The 17,935-nt window shown below is 69.9% G+C and carries 17 protein-coding genes; 10 read left to right on the forward strand and 7 right to left on the reverse strand.

The genetic code is table 11. The features are described from left to right. The first annotated feature begins 79 nt into the window (after positions 1 to 79). Together AC3FOF_RS13490 and AC3FOF_RS13495 are read left to right on the forward strand one after the other, a co-directional pair. The gene (locus AC3FOF_RS13490; RefSeq protein ID WP_488726874.1) at positions 80 to 3,325 is read left to right on the forward strand and encodes a DUF2339 domain-containing protein; all 3,246 of its coding nucleotides are present in this window, start codon (positions 80 to 82) and stop codon (positions 3,323 to 3,325) included. Continuing rightward, positions 3,322 to 4,728, forward strand: a complete 1,407-nt coding sequence (locus AC3FOF_RS13495) for a DUF3999 domain-containing protein (protein WP_488726875.1) — start codon at positions 3,322 to 3,324, stop codon at positions 4,726 to 4,728. The genes AC3FOF_RS13490 and AC3FOF_RS13495 overlap by 4 nt, the downstream gene beginning before the upstream one ends. Positions 4,729 to 4,789: 61 nt before the next feature. Here AC3FOF_RS13495 and AC3FOF_RS13500 read toward each other — a convergent pair whose 3' ends face one another. Then, positions 4,790 to 6,106, reverse strand: coding sequence for an MFS transporter (locus AC3FOF_RS13500; RefSeq protein WP_017225072.1), 1,317 nt, complete (start codon positions 6,104 to 6,106; stop codon positions 4,790 to 4,792). A 170-nt stretch (positions 6,107 to 6,276) separates the two neighbouring features. Beyond that, positions 6,277 to 7,134 (reverse strand): LysR family transcriptional regulator, encoded by an 858-nt coding sequence (locus AC3FOF_RS13505; protein ID WP_276268910.1) that lies wholly within the window; start codon positions 7,132 to 7,134, stop codon positions 6,277 to 6,279. Between the two features lie 154 nt (positions 7,135 to 7,288). On the opposite strand from AC3FOF_RS13505, the gene AC3FOF_RS13510 reads away from it, so the two are divergent. Continuing rightward, positions 7,289 to 8,275: a quinone oxidoreductase family protein gene (locus tag AC3FOF_RS13510; RefSeq protein WP_276268909.1), complete on the forward strand. Its 987-nt coding sequence runs from the start codon at positions 7,289 to 7,291 to the stop codon at positions 8,273 to 8,275. A 59-nt stretch (positions 8,276 to 8,334) separates the two neighbouring features. Beyond that, the gene (locus AC3FOF_RS13515) at positions 8,335 to 8,661 is read left to right on the forward strand and encodes a YciI family protein (protein ID WP_276268908.1); all 327 of its coding nucleotides are present in this window, start codon (positions 8,335 to 8,337) and stop codon (positions 8,659 to 8,661) included. Between the two features lie 53 nt (positions 8,662 to 8,714). On the opposite strand, the gene AC3FOF_RS13520 is transcribed toward AC3FOF_RS13515, so the two are convergent. Then, complete coding sequence (locus AC3FOF_RS13520) at positions 8,715 to 9,035, reverse strand: hypothetical protein (RefSeq protein WP_276268907.1); 321 nt, start codon at positions 9,033 to 9,035, stop codon at positions 8,715 to 8,717. 342 nt (positions 9,036 to 9,377) lie between these two features. Here AC3FOF_RS13520 and AC3FOF_RS13525 point away from each other — a divergent pair, with 342 nt between their 5' ends. Then, positions 9,378 to 10,268: a dioxygenase family protein gene (locus AC3FOF_RS13525; protein WP_276268906.1), complete on the forward strand. Its 891-nt coding sequence runs from the start codon at positions 9,378 to 9,380 to the stop codon at positions 10,266 to 10,268. A 14-nt stretch (positions 10,269 to 10,282) separates the two neighbouring features. Here AC3FOF_RS13525 and AC3FOF_RS13530 read toward each other — a convergent pair whose 3' ends face one another. From AC3FOF_RS13530 to AC3FOF_RS13545, 4 genes are all read right to left on the reverse strand, one after another. After that, on the reverse strand, positions 10,283 to 11,404 hold the full coding sequence (locus AC3FOF_RS13530; RefSeq protein ID WP_276268912.1) for an MFS transporter: 1,122 nt from the start codon (positions 11,402 to 11,404) through the stop codon (positions 10,283 to 10,285). 261 nt (positions 11,405 to 11,665) lie between these two features. Next, on the reverse strand, positions 11,666 to 12,913 hold the full coding sequence (locus tag AC3FOF_RS13535) for an MFS transporter (protein ID WP_488726876.1): 1,248 nt from the start codon (positions 12,911 to 12,913) through the stop codon (positions 11,666 to 11,668). Positions 12,914 to 13,041: 128 nt separating this feature from the next. Next, on the reverse strand, positions 13,042 to 13,452 hold the full coding sequence (locus tag AC3FOF_RS13540) for a VOC family protein (protein WP_488726877.1): 411 nt from the start codon (positions 13,450 to 13,452) through the stop codon (positions 13,042 to 13,044). Positions 13,453 to 13,482: 30 nt separating this feature from the next. Further along, entirely contained in the window at positions 13,483 to 13,902 is a 420-nt protein-coding gene (locus AC3FOF_RS13545) for a GNAT family acetyltransferase (RefSeq protein WP_035812260.1), read from the reverse strand. 129 nt (positions 13,903 to 14,031) lie between these two features. Here AC3FOF_RS13545 and AC3FOF_RS13550 point away from each other — a divergent pair, with 129 nt between their 5' ends. From AC3FOF_RS13550 to AC3FOF_RS13570, 5 genes are all read left to right on the forward strand, one after another. Further along, positions 14,032 to 14,646, forward strand: coding sequence for an HD domain-containing protein (locus AC3FOF_RS13550; protein ID WP_017227324.1), 615 nt, complete (start codon positions 14,032 to 14,034; stop codon positions 14,644 to 14,646). A gap of 64 nt (positions 14,647 to 14,710) precedes the next feature. Next, a complete protein-coding gene (locus AC3FOF_RS13555) occupies positions 14,711 to 15,259 on the forward strand; it encodes a GbsR/MarR family transcriptional regulator (protein WP_035812258.1) in 549 nt (182 codons plus the stop codon). 93 nt (positions 15,260 to 15,352) lie between these two features. Next, complete coding sequence (locus AC3FOF_RS13560; protein ID WP_488726878.1) at positions 15,353 to 16,861, forward strand: TIGR01777 family oxidoreductase; 1,509 nt, start codon at positions 15,353 to 15,355, stop codon at positions 16,859 to 16,861. Then, positions 16,858 to 17,445, forward strand: coding sequence for a DUF4166 domain-containing protein (locus AC3FOF_RS13565; RefSeq protein WP_276269092.1), 588 nt, complete (start codon positions 16,858 to 16,860; stop codon positions 17,443 to 17,445). Before AC3FOF_RS13560 ends, AC3FOF_RS13565 begins: the two co-directional genes overlap by 4 nt. Next, positions 17,442 to 17,897: a hypothetical protein gene (locus AC3FOF_RS13570; protein WP_017224482.1), complete on the forward strand. Its 456-nt coding sequence runs from the start codon at positions 17,442 to 17,444 to the stop codon at positions 17,895 to 17,897. Before AC3FOF_RS13565 ends, AC3FOF_RS13570 begins: the two co-directional genes overlap by 4 nt. Positions 17,898 to 17,935 lie beyond the last annotated feature (38 nt).

Genomic DNA, 17,935 nt, shown 5'->3' on the forward strand with positions numbered 1-17,935 from the left:
GGCGGATTTTCGTGGCCATCAATACAATACGCGCCACGGGTCACCGCCTACCCAACCCTCTTTGGCGAAATCTCATCTGATGCGCTGGATATTCGCGGTGATCGGCCTGCTGCTAGGCGCAGTGGCGGCAGGCTTTGGCGGCGCCCTTACCGGTGCCGTACTGGGATTCGGCTTTGGCTGGATGGTCAGCGACAGGCCGGTGCGGCCCCGCTTCGATGGCGAGGCGGCGGACCCGCCGCCGGCGTTGCCGCTCGAGGCCCGCGTGGCGCGTCTCGAGCAGGAACTGGCCACATTGAAGCGCGAACTGGCGTACGTGCGCGGCGGGGCCGCGGTACCGGCCGCGCCAGCGGAAGGATTCCCGGAAGTCTCGCCGGATGCGATAGCCACCCCGGTGCCAGCGCCGGCCCTGGTGTCGATCCCCGAGCCGGAATCCGCCACGGCGGCCGAAGTCCGGGCGCCATCCCTTACCGTGCCGGTCCCGGTGCCCGTAGCGGTTGTGGTGCCGGCCGCCGCGCAGCAATCCGCGCCGCGCGAGCAGCCTCCGCTCTCGTCCCCGCTCCTGCCAACGGAGCCCGACTTCATCCAACGCGCGGTGTCCGCCGCGCGCGACTGGCTGCTGGGCGGCAACAGCGTGGTCCGGGCCGGCATCCTGATCCTCTTTTTCGGCGTGGCGTTCCTGCTCAAGTACGCCGCCGACAATTCCATGCTGCCGGTCGAGTTCCGGCTGGCCGGGGTGGCCGCGGGCGCGGTGGCATTGCTGCTGGTCGGGTGGCGGCTGCGCGAGCGGCGCGCCGGCTACGCGCTGGTGCTGCAGGGGGGCGGGGTGGGGGTGCTGTATCTCACCGTGTTCGCCGCCACCAAGCTTTACGGCCTGCTCCCGGCCGCCGCCGCTTTCCCGCTGCTGGTGGCGATCTGCGCGCTCGCGGGCGGGCTTGCGGTGCTGCAGAACGCGGCGGTGCTGGCCTTCACCGGGAGCGCTGGCGGCTTTCTCGCCCCGGTGCTGATTTCCACCGGCGGCGGCAGCCATGTGATGCTGTTCAGCTATTACGCGCTGCTCAACGCCGGTATCTTCGCCATCGCCTGGTTCAAGGCCTGGCGCCAGCTCAACCTGCTCGGCTTCGCGTTTACCTTCGGCATCGGCACGGCGTGGGGCGCGCTCAATTACCGGCCGGAGCTGCTGGCTACCACCGAGCCTTTCCTGATCCTGTTCCTGCTGATGTACACGGGCATCGCGCTGCTCTACGCGCTGCGCCGGCAGGTCAGCCTGAAGGATTACGTAGACGGCACGCTGGTGTTCGGCACGCCATTGCTGGCGATGGGCCTGCAAGCCGCGCTGGTGCGCCATATCCCGTTTGCCATGGCGTGGAGCGCGGTGGCGCTCGCGGCCTTCTATCTTGGCCTGGCGGCATGGCTGTCGGCGCGCCGCGACCGCTTGGGCATGCTGTTCGAGGCCATGCTGGCGCTCGGCGTCATCTTCGCCACGCTGGCCGTGCCGCTGGCCTTCGACGGACGCGCCACCAGCGCCGTGTGGGCGCTCGAGGGGGCCGCGGTGGTGTGGGTGGGCGTGCGCCAGCGGCGCCGCCTGGCGCTGGCTTCCGGCTTGCTGCTGCAGCTGGCGGCCGGCGCCGCGTTCGCCGCGGGCAGCCTGTTCGATGCCACCCGGCTGGCGTGGCCGGTGCTGAACAGCCGCTATGTGGGCACGCTGCTGCTGGCGGTGTCGGGCGTGTTCAGCGGCTGGCGCCTGCACGGACGGCCCGAGGCGCGCGCCTGGTTCGCGCCTTCGGTGCCGCTGGGCCTCGCGGCCGCGGCGTGGGGCTTGCTGTGGTGGCTGGGCGGCGGCGTGGCCGAGATCCATCACTGGGCCGATGTGCTGGACTGGCAGCCGCGGGCGATGCTTGAAACGCTGGCGCTGTTCGTGGTGCTGAGCGCCTGGCTGGCGCACCTGGCGCGGCGCGTGCTGGCGTGGCCGCTGGCCGGCGTGCCGGCGCTGGCCATGGCGCCCTTGCTGGCTGGCCTGGCCGTATTCAGTTGCGCGATCTGGTCGGCGTCGCCCTTGCTTGGCGCCGGCGCGCCGGCCTGGCTGGCAGTATTCGGCGCGGCCTGGCTGCTGCTGTGGCGGCAGCAGGGCGGCGAGCGCGAGAGCCTGCTGGCGCCGATGCATACCCTGCTGTTCTGGACGCTGTGCGTGCTGCTTTCCACCGAGGCTTACTGGAGGCTGCGCGCCTATGTGCCGGAAGGCGCGTGGAGCTGGAGCGCCTGGGCCTATGGCTACGGCGCCCTGCTGGCACTGCTCTCGGCCTGGGGCTGGCGCCTGCCCTGGCCGGTGGCGCGCTTCGCGCGGGCCTACCTGCTGTGGGGCGCGCTGCCGCTGGCGGCGCTGCTGTGGCTGTGGAGCATCGCCAGCGTGGCTAGCGACGGCGACGCCGCGCCGCTGTTCTACCTGCCGTTGCTCAACCCGCTCGATGTCGCCCAATTGCTGGCCATGCTGGCCGTGGCGCTGTGGCAGCGGCGGCTTGCGGCACAGGGCCTGGCACCGCGCCCGCGGGTGCTGGAGTATGCCGCGCTGGCCACGGTGTTCCTGTGGTTCAACGCCGTGTTGCTGCGTACCCTGCATCATCGCTTCGGTATCGGCTATGACGTGATCGACGTGCTGCGCTCGGTCAACCTGCAACTGGTCTTCCTGGCAGGCTGGGGCGGCTTTGCACTGGCCGGTCTGCTATGGTCGCGCCGCGACAGCCTGCTGCGACTGTTCGCCGTCGCCTCGGCGCCGCTGGTGGTGCTGATGTGGCTGTGGACGCTGTACGCCAATCTCACGCAGGCCGGCGCCATCCTGGGCTGGCTGCCGCTGCTCAACCCGCTGGACCTGGTGCAGGTGCTGGTCTACGGCGTGGCGGCGCTCTGGCTGGTGCGCGCCCGGAGCATCGGCGTACCCGTCGAGCCCTATGCCGACGGCTTGAAGGGGATTGCCGCCGCCACCGTCTTCCTGTGGCTCAATGCGATGCTGCTGCGCACGCTCCATCACTGGAGCGGCGTGCCTTACACGCTGGAGGCTCTCGGCAGCTCCACGCTGGTACAGGCGTCGCTGTCCGTGTTCTGGACCGTGCTGGCGCTGATCGCCATGGTGGTGGCCACGCGGCGCGGTACGCGAGCGCTGTGGTTTATCGGTGGCGCGCTGCTCGGCGTCACCGTGGTCAAGCTGTTCTTGTTCGATTTGTCCTTCCTCAAGGGGATCGAGCGCATCATCTCGTTTATCGGCGTAGGGGTGCTGCTGTTGCTGATCGGTTATTTCTCGCCATTGCCGCCGAAGGCGAAGGAGGCAACGTGAGCAAGGCGATATCCGCCTGCGGCGCAACGACCGTTGCGCGGCGTGCCCGGGTGCTGCTGGCGGCGGCATCGCTGCTGCTGCTGTTCGCCCCGGCGCGGGCCGAACGTTTCCCGTTGGCGGCCGAAGGTGACGCGGCGTACTACGCCGTGACGCTGAACTCCGATGTGTACGCCCATAGCCGGCGCGGCGACCTCGGCGACCTGCGCGTGCGCAATGGCGCCGGCGAATTGCTGCCGTATGCGCTGGCGTTGCCGCCCGAGCCGCCCGCCGAGGTCCGCACGCTGCGGGAGGTGCCATGGTTCGCCCTGCCTGCCGCGCAAGCGCAGGGCCAGGGCGCGCCCGTGGGGGTGGTGATCGGTGCTGACGGCGCGCTGCGGGCCGCCAGCGGCGTGCAGGCGGCGCGCAGCGCCGGAGCATGGCTGCTCGACCTGAGCCAGTTGCGCGACGCTGCCAGCGCCGTGGTGATCGGGCTGCCTGCGGGCGATTACCAGGGCAGGGTGGACGTGGCCAGCAGCGATGACCTGCAGCACTGGCAGGACGCGGGCAGCGCGCAATTGCTGCGGCTGAGCCGCGAGGGCACCCAGCTCAGCCAGGACCGCATCGCACTGGCGCGTTTGCGCGCGCATTACCTGCGGCTGCAGTGGCAGGGCACGCCGCCGGCGCCGGCAACCGTGCAGGTGGAAACCGTGGCCGCGGGCATGCCGCCGCCGCTGGCGCTGCAATGGCGCGACGGCATCGTGGCCACGCAGGCGCAGGCCGGGGGCGACTATCTGTTCGACAGTGGCGGCCGCTTTCCGGCCGAGCGCCTGCGCATTCGCCTGCCGCAGACCAATACGGTGGTGCAGGCCACGCTGTGGTCGCGCCCCGATGACAAATCGGCCTGGCGCGTGGTCAGCAGCGGGCGGCTCTACCGTCTGGCCGGGGCGGAAGGGACCGAGCAGGAAAGCGCGCCGCTGGCGATCGGGCGCAACACCGACCGGCTGTGGCGGCTGAGCCTGGACGCGCGCGCCGGCGGGCTCGGCGCCGGCATGCCGACGCTGGCGCTCGGCTGGCGTCCCGCAGTGGTGACCTTCGTTGCGCGCGGCGCGGCGCCGTTCTCGCTGGCGGTGGGCGAGCCCGAGCCGCAGGCTCAGGAGCCTGGCCCGGTCGCCCGTGCCGAACTGCTGGCAGGCGCGGCGCCGGCGATCGGCAATGCGCGCATCGCGGGCATGACGGCGTCGCCACAGGCGCTGGCGGTGCCCGCGGATACCCAGCGCACGCGGCGCCTGGTGTTGTGGGGCGCCTTGCTGCTGGCGGTGGGCGTGCTGGGCCTGATGGCCTGGCGCTTGCTGCGCATGGCCGGCGCGCCGCCGCCGGCGCGCGACCCGCCCCCTGACCCGCCGGGGCGCGGACCAGCGCAATGAAAATAGGCCAACCGCACGGTTGGCCTATTTTCATCTTGCCATCCCTGCCGGCAGGGGCGGATTACTGCAAAGGCTTGCCGGTACGGTCGTGCATGAACAGCAGGGCGATAAAGCTCACCACGGCGGCGGCGATCACGTAGTAGGCCGGCGCCAGCTTGCTGCCGGTCGACTGGATCAGCCAGGTCACGATCAGCGGGGCGAAGCCGCCGAAGATGGTGACGGCAAAATTGTAGGCCAGTGAGAGGCCGGTGGAGCGCACCTCGGTGGGAAACTGCTCGGCCAGCACCGCCGGTGCCGGGCCGGTGAAGGCCGCCAGCAGGATGCCGAGGACCACCTGCACCATCAGCAGGGTCTGGGTGGTGGGCGACACATTGAGCCAGTGGAACAGCGGGTACGCCAGCACGCCGATGATCAGCGCCACGGTGCCGAGCATGCGCTTGCGGCCGACGCGGTCCGACAGCATGCCCATCAGCGGGCACAGCACCAGGATGATGGCGCCGCACAGGGCGGTCGACTGGAAGGTGGCGCCCAGCGGCAGGCCGAGCTGCTGCTTGGCATAGGACGGCATGTAGAACACCAGCACGTAGGTGCAGACCGTCCACAGGATGGTTACGCCCAGCCCGGCCAGCACTTCGCGCGGATGATCGCGCAGCACCTGCGCCAGCGGCGAGAACTTGACCTTGCTGGCCTTGCGTTCGGCACGCAGCGCCTCGAAGGCGGGCGGCTCTTCCAGGTGCGAGCGGATATACATGCCGACCGGACCGATCAGCAGGCCGAACAGGAAGGGGATGCGCCAGCCCCAGGCGTCGACCTGGGCCGGTTCCAGCCCGTTGATCACCAGGGCGCCCATGCCGGCGCCCAGCATGAAGGAAATGCCCTGGCTGGCCTGCTGCCAGCTCGCGTAGACGCCGCGCTCGCTGTCGGGCGCGTTCTCGATCAGGAAGGCGGTGGCGCCGCCAACCTCGCCGCCGGCCGAAAAGCCCTGGATCAGGCGGGCCAGCACGATCAGCGCGGGCGCCCACAGGCCGATCGACGAATAGGTGGGCGCCAGGCCGATGATGGCGGTGCCGAGCGCCATCATCAGGATGGTCAGGGTCAGCGCTGCCTTGCGGCCGACGCGGTCGGCATAGACGCCAAGCACGATGGCGCCGACCGGACGCATGAAGAAGCCTACGCCGAAGGTGGCGACGGTCAGCAGGAAGGAGGTCAGGTCATTGCCGGTGGGGAAGAACAGCTTGGCGATGATCAGGGCGAAGAAGCTGTAGACGGTGAAGTCGAACCATTCGAGGCCGTTGCCGATGGTGGCCGCCAGGATTGCCTTTCGTCGCTTGGCTTGGGAGATATCCGGAAGTTGAGTTGTTGCAGCGTTGGCTTGCATGATGCGTCTGAAGCGATGAAGAATCGGCGGAAGCCACCTTCGCCCGGGGAGGGGGAGGTGGGCTGGAAGGCACAATGGTAAGCGATTCCTTAATTTGCCGGCGTCCGGCATCTTCAGGTTAGTTCACATCCAGGCACACCGGTGATTTTGCCGATCGGCCGGGGACGCGCTCAGAGCAGGCTGCCGGCGGCCTCCCGCACCGCCATGGCCAACGCGTCGGCTACGGCGCGCACGCGCGGCGAGCGCCGCACGTCGGGGTGCACCGCCAGCCAGATGCCGCGTTGCAGGGCGGCATCCGCTTCCCCCATGGCGAACAGCGCGGGATCGTCGCGCGCCAGGAAATGCGGCAGCACGGCCAGCCCCAGGCCGGCGCGGCAGCCATGGTGCAGGGTGGCGAGGTCGTTGGCGTGCAGCGCGAAGGGCCGCTCGCCGGCCAGGCGCGCCAGCCAGCGCTGCTGCGGCACTTCGCGCAGGGGGGCGCCATAGCCGAGGAAGACCCAGGCTTCCGGCCGCTTCCCGATCCAGCCGTGGCTGCCGTAGAGGCCGTAGCCCATGTCGCCGAGCTTGCGCGCCGCCAGCCCGGGCTCCTGTGGCCGCGACAACCGCACGGCCAGGTCGGCCTCGCCGCGGTGGAGGTCGGCGGCGCGCGCCTCGCCGGTCAGGTCGAGCACGATGCCCTGCCACTGGTGGCGCAGCGCGGCCAGGCGGGGGACCAGGAAATGGCTGCCGAAAACGGGCGGTACCGACAGCCTGACCGTGCCTGTCAGGGCGCCGGCGCCCAGCGCGGCGCGGCCGAAGGCCAGTGCCTCCTCTTCCATCCGGCCCGCGTGCGCCAGCAAGGCTTCGCCTTCGGCCGTCAGCGGCCAGCTGCGCGGCAGCCGGTCGAACAAGCGCACGCCCAGCCGGGTTTCGAGCCCCTGCACCCGCCGCGCCACCGTGGAGTGTTCCACGTGAAGCACTCTGGCCGCGCCGGACAGGCTGCGCTGGCGGGCCAGCGCGAGGAAGTAGCGCACATCGTCCCAGTCCATCGAATGGGGGCCTCGATCTGTCGAAATTTGCACAATGAATGCGAGTGGATTGGGAGTTCCGATCTATTTTGCACCGGACTATCGTTTGGTGAGTCGACTTTCACCACGTCGACCGATCTTCAACGATTCGACATGCCATCTCGCGGAACCTGAAATGACTGCCATTCCTTCCCTTCAAGTGCGCTTACATGCCCCCGGTGGGCGCGGTGCACTGCGCCTGGAAAGCGTACCCGTCCCTGCGCCCGGCCCGGGCGAAATCCGGCTGATCCACACTGCCATCGGGGTGAACTTCGTCGATGTCTACCATCGCACCGGCCTGTATCCCTTGCCGGCGTTGCCCGCCACCTTGGGGGTGGAGGGCGCGGGCATCGTGGAATCGATCGGGCCGGGCGTCAGCGGCCTGTCGGTGGGCCAGCGGGTGGCTTATGCCGGTCTTCCGGCCGGTGCCTATGCCCGCGTGCGCACCCTGCCCGCCGAGCGCGCGGTGCCGCTGCCCGACGGCGTGCCGGACGAAGCCGCTGCCGGTGCCCTGCTGCGCGGCATGACAGCGCATATGCTCTATAGCTGGGTGCGTCCGCTGCGCGCCGGCGACAGCGTGCTGGTGCACGCCGCGGCGGGCGGCCTGGGCCTGGTGCTGGTGCAGTGGGCGCGTGCGCTGGGCGCGCGCGTGATCGGCACGGTCGGCAGCGAGGCCAAGGCAGCGCTGGCGCTGGCGCATGGCCTGGAGTGCGCGGTACGCTATCGGGAGGCGGATTTCGTTGCCGCCGCGCGCGAATTCGGTGGCGGCGACGGGGTGGACTTCGCCATCGACGGCATCGGCGCGGACACCCTGGCGCGCACCCTGGCGGCCGTGCGGCCCTATGGCATGGCGGCCAGTATCGGGCAGGTGGGCGGCGACAGCGGGCCGCTGGACCTCGCCGTGCTCGGCCCGGCCAGGTCGATCGCGCTGTCCCGGCCCGGCGTGTTCCGCTTTATGGCCGACCTGGCGCGCTACCGCGAAGGCGCCCAGGCCACGCTCGCACGGCTGGAGGCAGGCCTGAAGGTGGAGATCGCCGCGCGCCTGCCGCTGGCCGAGGCCGCCGAGGCGCATCGCCGGCTGGAAGCCGGCGAGACTGCCGGTTCCCTGCTGCTGCTGCCATGAGCGCCGCCCTGTCGCCGCCCCGCAGTCCGGCCGGGACTGTACAACTTGAGGAGCATTCCATGCTTTACCTGATCCTGTTGCGCTACCGCGCCCCCCTGGCGGAGCTCGACCGCTATCTGGCGGCGCACCGCGAGTTCCTCCACCGTCACTATGCCGCTGGTCATTTCCTGCTGTCGGGCCGGCAGGAGCCACGCGTGGGCGGCGCCATCCTGGCACGCGGGCTGAGCCGCGAGGAGGTGGGTGGCTGGCTGGTCGAAGATCCCTTCCACAAGGAGGGCCTGGCCGACTATGAGGTGATTGCTTGGGCGCCGGGCCTGCGCGCGGCCGAAGTGCCGGCGGCGTGGGCGCCGGACGCGGAAGTGGTCGAGCGCGTCGTGGAGAACTGAGGCGCGGACGCCGCCGCAGGGCCCGCGCAGGATAGCGCTCCCGGAACCAGGGATCAGCCGACGTGCTGCTGCGGCGGGCTGGCGGCTTTGGCTGGCCCGTCCGCATCGGGCTGCCGGGGCGCGGTTGCCGTGTCGGGGCGGTTGCGCGTCAGCCATAGCCACAGCGCGCTGGCCACCCAGCCGGCCACGAAGACGGTGTCGCCGCCATGGTTGAGCAGCGCGGCGGCGGCTGGCCAGTCGAATAGATCGGCCAGCCAGGGGGCGGGCAGGCGGGCTGCAATCCAGAGGAGCACAGCCGGCCCGCTTGCATACACGCCCGGCTGCCACCAGTTCGCATGGGGCAGCCTGGAATTGTGGGCTGTGCGCTTGACCACGATGTTCTCCAGCCTGACGCGCATCGCGGCGCGTCGTATTCGTTTGTCGCGGGGCTGGCACCCGGTCCGTGCGGACGGCGCACCGCACCGTGCGAGGCTGGACCGGGCCCCGTGACTGGAATCATAAGCCGATTGCCCATACCGTGTCCGAATCTTTAAAGCGTTGTGTGGGCCACCCCACGCTGGCCTGGCGCCGCGCTGGGCCGCCGGCCCGGCGCCAGGCACATCCTGGCGTCTCTGCTTCAAGTTTTTTGATGGAAGTATCCGCAAACGGGTAGCGCAACGGGAGCCCGGTTTTGTCAAACTGATATCCGCTATCCAAAGGATTTGAAGGCTGACATCATGCTCCCCGCCATCTATGTTTCTCACGGTTCTCCCATGCTTGCCATCGAGCCAGGTCCAAGCGGCGCCGCCTTCGATGCGCTCGGCGAAGTGCTGCGCAAGCGCAAGCCCCGCGCCGTGCTGATCGTCTCGGCGCACTGGATCTACAGCACGCTGGTGGTCGGTACCCGCGAACGGCAGGAGGCCTGGCATGACTTCGGCGGCTTCCCGCGCGCGCTCTACGCGCTGCGCTACGACGCCCCCGGCTCGCCGGCGCTGGCCGACCGCGTCAAGGCGCTGGTCGAAGCCGCGCACGTCCCGGGTGCCGCCGTGGTGCTGCAGGACGACGAGCGCCCGCTGGACCACGGCGCCTGGATGCCGATGCGGCATTTCTTCCCCGCTGCCGACGTCCCGGTGGTGCAACTGGCGCTGAATCCCTACCTCCCGCCATCCGCGCAGATCGAGATCGGCCGCGCGCTCGCGCCGCTGCGCGACGAGGGCGTGCTGGTACTTGCCTCAGGCAGCTTTACGCACAACCTGCAGGAAGTCTTCGGTGCGGGCGGACGGCGCGAGCAGCATGGCTCGCCGGTCGAGCCTTACGTGGAAGCCTTCCGCGGCTGGATGATCGATGCGCTGGAGGAGGCGCTTGCCAGTGGCGACACCACCCGCATTACGGACTACCGCGCGCAGGCGCCGTACGCCCGCCGCGCGCATCCCACCGACGAGCACCTGCTGCCGTTCTTCGTGGCGCTGGGCGCTGCGCTGGGGCCGCACGAAGGCGTGCCGGCGCGGCAGGCGCCGGCCGCCGGCGTGGCGCGCGTGGCCGACGAGGTCACCTATGGGGTACTGGCGATGGATACCTTCGTGTTCGAGGGCCTGGGCACGCTTCCGGTCCTGAGCGCGGCGGCCTGAGCCGCTGGCGGGCCCTACGCCCGGCGGACGGAAAGGTAAGGGCGCGCCAGCCGCGCGCCCGCCAGCGCGATCCAGCCCATGGTGAGGGCGACCACGCCCAGGCCATATCGCAGGCTGCTGGCGTGGGCCACGCCGCCGATCATCACCGGCCCCAGCAGCAAGCCGATATAGGCGAAGCGCGCCACGCGCGCAATTGCCTCGGCCGGGGCCACGCCCGGCAGCCGCGACGCCGCCACGAAAAAGATCGGCACCATATTGGCCGCGCCCAGCCCCATCAGCGCAAAGCCGGCCAGGGTAGCCACCGGGTCGGGCCACAGCAGCGCCAGCGCAATCCCCACGAACGCCACCCAGGCGCTGCCGCCGAGCGTGCGCGCGTCCGACCAGCGCGCGCGCAGGCGGTCGCCGCCAAAGCGGCCGCAGGCCATGCCGCCCGAGAAGGCGGCATAGCCGGCGCTGATCCAGGCGTCCGGCGCTTGCGCCACCTCGCGCATATAGACGCTGGACCAGTCGTACATCGCTCCCTCGCCGACCAGGCCGAGGAAGGCCATCAGGCCCAGCAGCCAGAGCGCGCGCACCGCATGCGCACGATGTTGCGCGGAAGGCGGCACCACCGCATGGTCTTCCAGCAGCCACGGCGCCACGCCCAGGCTCACCACGGCGGTCAGCGCCGCCATGCCGGTGGCGTGCGCCAGCGGCGGTACGCCCAGGCTCAGCAGCAGGCCGCCGGCGGCGGCACCCGCCATGCCGCCCAGGCTGAACATGCCATGCAGCGCCGACATGACCGGGCGCGCGCGGCTGGCCTCCACCGTGGCGGCCTGTGCATTCATGCCCACGTCGAAAGCCGCGTTCGCCATGCCGAAGGCGATCAGCGCCGGGATCAGCAGGCCAAACTCGGGCATGGCGAGGATCGCGATGGTGGCAATGGCGTAGACCAGGCCGCTGCGCCGCGCGGCGCCCGCGCTGCCCACGCGCGCCACCCATCGTCCCACGGGCCCCATCGCCGCGATCGCGCCCCCGGCCACCGCCAGCATGGCCAGCGACAGCACCGCGTCCGACAGCCCGAAGCGAGCCTTGATGGTGGGGATATGCACGCCCCAGGTAGCAAAGGTGGCGCCGTTGACGAAGAACAGCGCCATGGTGGCGCGCGCGGCGTGTTCCACGCGGCGCGGGCTGGCGGCCGGCGCCGCGGGAGAGGATGGGGAGGGCGGCTGGATCAACTTGCTGGAAGTGGCGTCGGGCATATTGGCGGCGGGCGCGCTGTCCGGCGCGCGGGGGCCCTGGCGGGGCTGCATGATGGTCGAGCCCCGCATCGTCGCACATCGGCGCGTCGGGCGTATGACCGGACTAGCGCGCGCTGCCATGCCCGGACCCCGTGCGCAGGGCGCTGCGCCAGCGTCCTAGGCCGGGGCGGCGTGGCTGGCTGCGCGCAGCAGGCCGCGCCGGTGCAGCGCAAAGCCGAAGGCCGCCAGCGCAGTCAGCGCCAGCGCCACCATCACCCACAGCATCAGCCAGTAGCCGCCGGCGGCGCGCCACAGCAGCGCGCCCAGCCAGGGCGCGGCGGCCTGCATCAGCAGCACCGGCGTCATCATCAGGCCGTTGAGGGTGGCGTAGTGATGGCGCGAGATCAGCTCCGGCATGGCCATGGCACGCAGCATGGTGTTGACGCCGTTGGCGCAGCCATAGAGCACGGCCGCCACCATCAGCCACTTGCCGTAGCCGAGCGCAAAGCACAGCAGCCCCACGCTCATCACCATGTACACCGGCAACGACAGCCGCAGCGGATGGCGCACCGGGAAACGCATCATCACCAGCCGGCCCACCACCTGCGCCGGCCCGATCAGCGCCGCCACCACCAGTTGCTCGCCCAGCGGCAGGCCCTTCTCGGTCAGCATCGGGATCAGGTGGGCGCCCAGCAGCGAGGCGATCACCGCCAGCGCCGTGAAGGCCAGCACTACTGCCCAGAACACCGGCTGGCGCAAAGCGAGTCGCGCGATGCCGGGTTGCGCGGCATCGGCCAGCGGCGCGGGCGCCGGGGCCGCGGCGTAGGTGGCGTGCGCCGCGTAGCGCAGCCGGGCATGCAAGGGCGCGCACACCAGCAGGTTGAGGGCGGCAAAGCACAGCAGCGTTTCGCGCCAGCCCAGGTGCAGCACCAGCCATTGGGCCAGCGGCACGAAGATGGTGCTGGCGAAGCCGGCCATCAGCGTGACCGTGACGATGGACTTCTGGTAGCCGTCGCCAAAGGCCTGGCGCAGCACCACGAAGGCGGGTTCGTACAGGGTGGTGGCCATGGCCAGCCCGAGCGGTATCCACATCAGCAGGAAGGCCGCCTGGTTCGGCGTCCACGCCCACAGCAGCAGGCCGCAGCCGGCCAGCACGGAGCCCGTGCACATGACCACCCGCGCCGGCACGCGGTCGAGCAGCCTGCCCACCGCGAACGAACACATCGCCCACACCAGCAGGCCGACCGAGTAGCCGCCCGCAAGAAAGGGTTTGGAGTATCCCAGCGCCTTGCTCATCGGCCCGATAAAGACGGTGAAGGCGAAGTACAGCGTGCCCCAGGAAATGGTCTCGGTGATGCCAAGGGTCCAGACCAGCTGGCGTGGCGAGATGCCGGGCAGGCCCGGGGAGGCGTCTTGTCTTGTCATGGCGCGCCTGGACGCGGTCGATGCCGCCGTGCCGGTGGCCGCCATGAAGGGGGTGGCGGCTGGCGCGAATGGCGGCGGGGGGTAAGCAGGAATTGTAGCGGGCAACCAGGCGCAATGCCCATCTTGCGTCACATGATTTCGGGCGGCCCTTTCAGTTCCACGACATTGCCATCGGGGTCGTGCACATAGATCGACGGGCCCCTGCCCTCGGCGCCAAAGCGCATCTCCACCGGTCCCGGCTTCACCCCGTGCGCGCGCAGGTGGGCGCACAGGCGCCCGGCGTCGAAGGGGTCGAGGCGCAGGCAGAAGTGGTCGAGGTTGCGGCCCTCCGGCCCCGGGCCGGCGCCGCCGGCGCGCCCGAGCGGGCCGTCCAGCGCAACCAGGTCGATCAGGCTGCTGCCGGCGCGCAACTGGATCAGGCCGAAGGCCGGCTGCACGCGTTCGACGCTGCAGCCAAGCACGTCCACGTAGAAGCGCATGAGCGCCGTCACGTTGCCGGTACGCAGGACCAGGTGATCGATGCCGAGGATGTGGAACATGACCTATCTCCTGGCGCCCGCGCCGCGGCGCTACAGATCCGGAATCAGCCGCTTGCCCAGGCTGACCGCCTCGTCCTGCGCGTACCCGAGGCTGCGGTAGAAGTCGATCACCTTGCTGTTGCCGGTGCGCACCATCAGGTTGATCTTGGGGCAGCCGCGCTCGATCAGCAACTGCTCGGCGTGCGCCATCAGGCGGCGGCCATGGGCGCGGCGCTGGTGGTCGGGATGCACGGCCAGGTAATAGACCCAGCCGCGATGGCCGTCGAAGCCGACCATGGCCGACGCCATCGGGCGGCCGTCCACGTCTCCCACCAGGAACAGCTCGGGCTGTTCGGTGAGCTTGCGGGCGATGTCCTTCTTCGGGTCGTTCCAGGGCCGGGTCAGGCCGCAGGCTTGCCAGAGATCGATGATGGCGGCTTCGTCGGCGGCCAGGTAAGGGCGGATCTGCATGCGGGTCGATGCGCCGCGCAATGCGGCCGCATTGTTAATTCCTTGACAGTGTAGCCGCGAATCCTGTGCCAGAATCATTGCTCGTCACAATCAAAACAAGCAGGATCATCCTGCACGGAGACCCCCCAGATGAGCGAAACGACCACGCACGCCCGTGCCACCTTCAGTCACATGGAACAAGGCACGCGCGAAGACTGGGCCGCGATATCCGCCGACTTCATGCCCTACGCGCAGGCGCTGGCCGACCGCGTGCTCGATCACCTCAGGCTGCTCGACGGCGACTACGGCGGCTTTCCCATCGACCGCCTGACCCATAGCCTGCAGACCGCCACGCTCGCCCACCGCGACGGGCGCGACGAGGAGTACGTGGTGTGCGCTCTGCTGCACGATATCGGCGACACGCTCGGTACCTTCAACCATCCCGACATCGCGGCCGCTATCCTCAAGCCCTTCGTCAGCGCCGAGAACCTGTGGATGGTCGAGAAACACGGCGTGTTCCAGGGCTACTACTTCTTCCATCACCTGGGCCTCGACCGCAACCTGCGCGAGCAATTCCGCGACCAGCCGGAGCTGTTCGCGCGTACAGCGGAATTCTGCGCCAGGTACGACGGCGCGGCGTTCATGCAGGACTACGACACGCTGCCGCTGTCGTTCTTCGAGCCGATGGTGCGGCGCGTGTTCGCGCGTCCGCGCAACTCCATGTACGTGAAGGAAAACGAGAGCACGCTGTCGCAGCCTGCCTGAGCCTGCCTGCCGGAATCCTAATTTCTGTCTTGACGGAAATTTCAGAATGGATAAACTGTCAGGCATGGAACTACAACCGGTCGCACAGCGCTTCGTCCTGCACTGGGGCGAAATGGGCTCGAAGTGGGGCGTCAATCGCACCGTCGCGCAGATTCACGCCCTGCTATTCCTTGCCGAGCACCCGCTGCCGGCCGAGGAAATCGCCGACACGCTCAACGTCGCGCGCTCCAATGTCAGCAACAGCCTGAAGGAGCTGCAGAACTGGAAGCTGATCCGCACCGTGCACATGATGGGCGACCGGCGCGATCACTTCGAGACCGTCACCGATGTGTGGGAACTGTTCCGCACCGTGGTGCGCGAGCGCAAGCAGCGCGAGTTCGATCCCACCATCGATGCCCTGCACGAATGCGTGAACAATCCCGCCTTCGCCAGGGAAAGCAAGGAAGTGCAGAAGCGCATCGTCGCCACCCTGCAGCTGATGGAAACGCTTGGCAGCTGGGGCGACGAAATGCTGCGCCTGTCGCCCGACACCCTGGTCAAGGTGATGAAGCTGGGCGCGCGCATCCAGAAGCTGGTGCGCGGCGACCAGCGCGCGCGCGAAGCCGGCAAATAGCGCAGCCACGAAAAGCAGGCCGCCGAGGTGGCCGCTTTTTTTGACCTTGAATTTCTCTCGTAACAGAAATGAATGTAAATAAGGATGCTTGAGATGGACCCAACCAGCGGCACGCTCCATACCGTCATCCTCAACCTGCTGATCGTGCAGGGATTGATGGGCGCCTTCGATACGGTCTGGCACCACGAACTGCGCTGCGCGCTGCCGCAGCAGCACAATGCCGCGCCGGAACTGCGCCTGCATGCCATCCGGGCACTGCTGTACGGCGTGCTGTTCGGTGGCCTGGCGTGGTTTGCCTGGGGTGGTGCGTGGCTGGCGCCGCTGTGGGCCATCGTCGGCGTCGAGATCCTGCTGACGCTGCGGGACTTCGTGGTGGAAGACCAGACCCGCAGCCTGCCGCCGAGCGAGCGCGTGACGCATACCGTGCTGGCCATCAACGGCGGCGTGATCTTCGGCTTGCTGGCCTGGCATTCGCAGGCATGGTGGCAATTGCCGGCCGGTCTGCATTTCAATCCGAAAGGCTGGCAGAGCTGGGTGCTGAGCGTGTTCGCGCTGGGCGTGGCGGCGTCCGGCGTGCGCGATGCACTGGCGAGCCGTGCGCTTGCCGCCCGTGCCGGCGAGGCGCCCTCGTTCGACTTTGCCGGCAGCGATCCGGCCCGGCGCGCGCAATCCTTCCTGCTGACCGGCGGCACCGGTTTCATCGGCCAGGCCCTGGTGCGCGCGCTGCTGGCCGACGGCCATCGCGTCACCATCTGGGCGCGCAACCCGCGCGTGGCCGCGCAGTTGTTCGATGGCCGTGCGGCATGCGTCGGCTCGCTGGCGGAGCTCGACCCGTCGAGCCGCTTCGATGTGGTGGTCAACCTGGCTGGCGCGCCCATCCTGGGCTCGCGCTGGAGCGCCGCGCGCAAGCGCGGCCTGGTGGAGAGCCGCGCCGGCACCACCCGCGCGCTGGCCGCCTGGCTCGCGGCGGCAGCGCACCGGCCGCGCCTGCTGATCAATGGATCTGCCGTGGGTTACTACGGCATCCAGGCCGACGACGACACGCGCCGGTGTACCGAGGCCAGCGCGCCGCAGGATATCTTCGTCTCGCAACTGTGCCAGCAGTGGGAGCAGGCGGCGCACGCCGTGGCCGCGCTCGGCATTCCGCTAGCCGTCCTGCGCCTGGGGGTGGTCTACGGCCACCAGGGCGCGCTGCCGGCCATGCTGATGCCGGTGCGGCTGGGTTTCGGCGGGCCGATGGGCAGCGGCCGCCAGGCGCAGAGCTGGATTCACCTCGACGATGTGCTCGGCGTGATCGCCTGGCTATGCCGCGGCGCGGCGCCGGCCACCGCGGGTGCCGTCGCCACCTACAACCTGGTGGCGCCGGAGATCCCTACCCAGGCCGGCCTTGTCCGCACCGCCGCGGCGCTGCTGCGCCGCCCGGCCTGGATGCCGACACCGGCCTGGCCCATGCGCCTGGCGCTGGGCGAGCAGGCCACGCTGCTGCTCGACGGGCTGCGCGTGGCGCCGGCGCGCCTGCAGCAGGAGGGCTATGCCTTCCGCTTCCCGAGCCTGCAACTGGCGCTGGAGGATCTGCTCGGCAACGGGCGGGCGGGCTCATGAACACGTTCGCCGCGTCCGGCACGGCCGCCGGCCCGCCAAGCCTGTACGGGACCATGCTGGGTGCCGCCTTTGCCAGCCTGCCGCCGGTGCTGCGGCGCTTGCATCGTGCCGAGGGCGTGCATCTGCGCGGCGCGCTGCGCGTGCGCTGGAGTACGCGGCGCTGGCTGCGCGTGCTGATGCGGCTGTCGGCGCTGCCGCGGCCCGCGGCGGCGGCGGCGTGCCTTGTGACCATCGCGTCGGAGCCCGCCGGCGAGCGTTGGCACCGCAGCATCGGCGGGTGCATCGTGGCGAGCCGCATGCGGCAGGCGCGGCCCGGTCAGGTGACGGAGCGCATGGGGCCGCTGGCGATCGTGCTGGCAACGCGCGTAGACGGCGCCGGCCGGCTGCGGCAGGCCAGCCGCAGCGTCAGCCTGTTCGGCCTGACCGTGCCGTGGCTGCACGTGCTGGCCAGCGAACGCGCCCTGGATCGAGACCGCTATCGCTGCGACGTGCGCATATGGGCGCCGCGCCTGGGTTACCTGCTGCGCTATGACGGCGTGCTGGCTATCCGCGAACCTGATACTTACCTGGAGAATGTCGAATGAAGTCCGATCTGGCCGGGCGCAATGCGTCCGTCAACCTGCCTCGCGTGCCGGCGTGGATGCCCGCCGCACTGCGGCTGGCCGCGCTATATAACCTGCTCTATGCGATGGCGCTGAGCCTGTGGCCGTCGCAGATCTTCGACTGGCTGGGCATGCCGGCCACGCCCGACGCCATGATCCGCTGCATCGGCATGATGGTGGGCGTCTACGCGCTAGGCTACTGGATCGCGGCGCAGGATATGCTGCGCTACTGGCCGCTGGTGCTGGTGGGACTGGTGGGCAAGACGCTGGGACCGCTGGGCTTCTTGCATGGTGCACTGACCGGCGTCTTCGCATGGCGCAGTGGCTTGTTCGTGCTGTGCAGCGATCTGGCCTGGTGGGTGCCGTTCTGGGGGATGACGTTGTTTGCGCTGAAGTACCGGGGGGCTTGGGACGCGGCCAGGGTGGCGCGGTAACGGTGGTGGGGGCGTTTCGGATGCCGGCGTGTTGGCCA

This window comes from Cupriavidus sp. 96C5-1, from assembly GCF_057798855.1.